At 47.4% G+C, this 576-nt stretch carries 6 tRNA genes; all 6 read left to right on the forward strand.

Features of this window, described 5'->3' with window-relative positions:
• The 6 genes from ACEN4L_RS13430 (at position 1) to ACEN4L_RS13455 (ending at position 561) form a co-directional block, all read left to right on the forward strand.
• Positions 1–76 (forward strand) — tRNA-Val (locus ACEN4L_RS13430).
• 1 nt (position 77) lies between these two features.
• Positions 78–150, forward strand: a tRNA-Lys gene (locus ACEN4L_RS13435).
• A gap of 55 nt (positions 151–205) precedes the next feature.
• Positions 206–278 (forward strand) — tRNA-Thr (locus tag ACEN4L_RS13440).
• A 6-nt stretch (positions 279–284) separates the two neighbouring features.
• Positions 285–356 (forward strand) — tRNA-Gly (locus ACEN4L_RS13445).
• Positions 357–392: 36 nt separating this feature from the next.
• Positions 393–481 (forward strand) — tRNA-Leu (locus tag ACEN4L_RS13450).
• A gap of 6 nt (positions 482–487) precedes the next feature.
• Positions 488–561: transfer RNA gene (locus ACEN4L_RS13455), tRNA-Arg, on the forward strand.
• The last annotated feature ends 15 nt before the right edge of the window (positions 562–576 follow it).

Genomic DNA, 576 nt, shown 5'->3' on the forward strand with positions numbered 1-576 from the left:
GGAGGTTTAGCTCAGTTGGGAGAGCATCTGCCTTACAAGCAGAGGGTCAGCGGTTCGAGCCCGTTAACCTCCACCATGAGTCATTAGCTCAGTTGGTAGAGCATCTGACTTTTAATCAGAGGGTCGCAGGTTCGAATCCTGCATGACTCATAATAACTTTTCGAAGTTATTTTAGTTAATACAATCTATTTTAATCACACTATTAGCCGGCTTAGCTCAGTTGGTAGAGCATCTGATTTGTAATCAGAGGGTCGAGGGTTCAAATCCTTTAGCCGGCATCCTTTGCGGAAGTAGTTCAGTGGTAGAACATCACCTTGCCAAGGTGGGGGTCGCGGGTTCGAATCCCGTCTTCCGCTTCTAGCAAAACTAGAGTTTGATAACTTGTTCAGAAAGCCGGGGTGGCGGAACAGGTAGACGCACAGGACTTAAAATCCTGCGGATAGTGATATCCGTGCCGGTTCGATTCCGGCCCTCGGCACCATTATTAGCACCCATAGCTCAATTGGATAGAGTACTTGACTACGAATCAAGCGGTTGCAAGTTCGACTCTTGCTGGGTGCATCTCTTTTAAAGAGT

The sequence above is a fragment of the Desemzia sp. FAM 23988 genome (assembly GCF_045528365.1).
GTDB lineage: Bacteria > Bacillota > Bacilli > Lactobacillales > Carnobacteriaceae > Desemzia.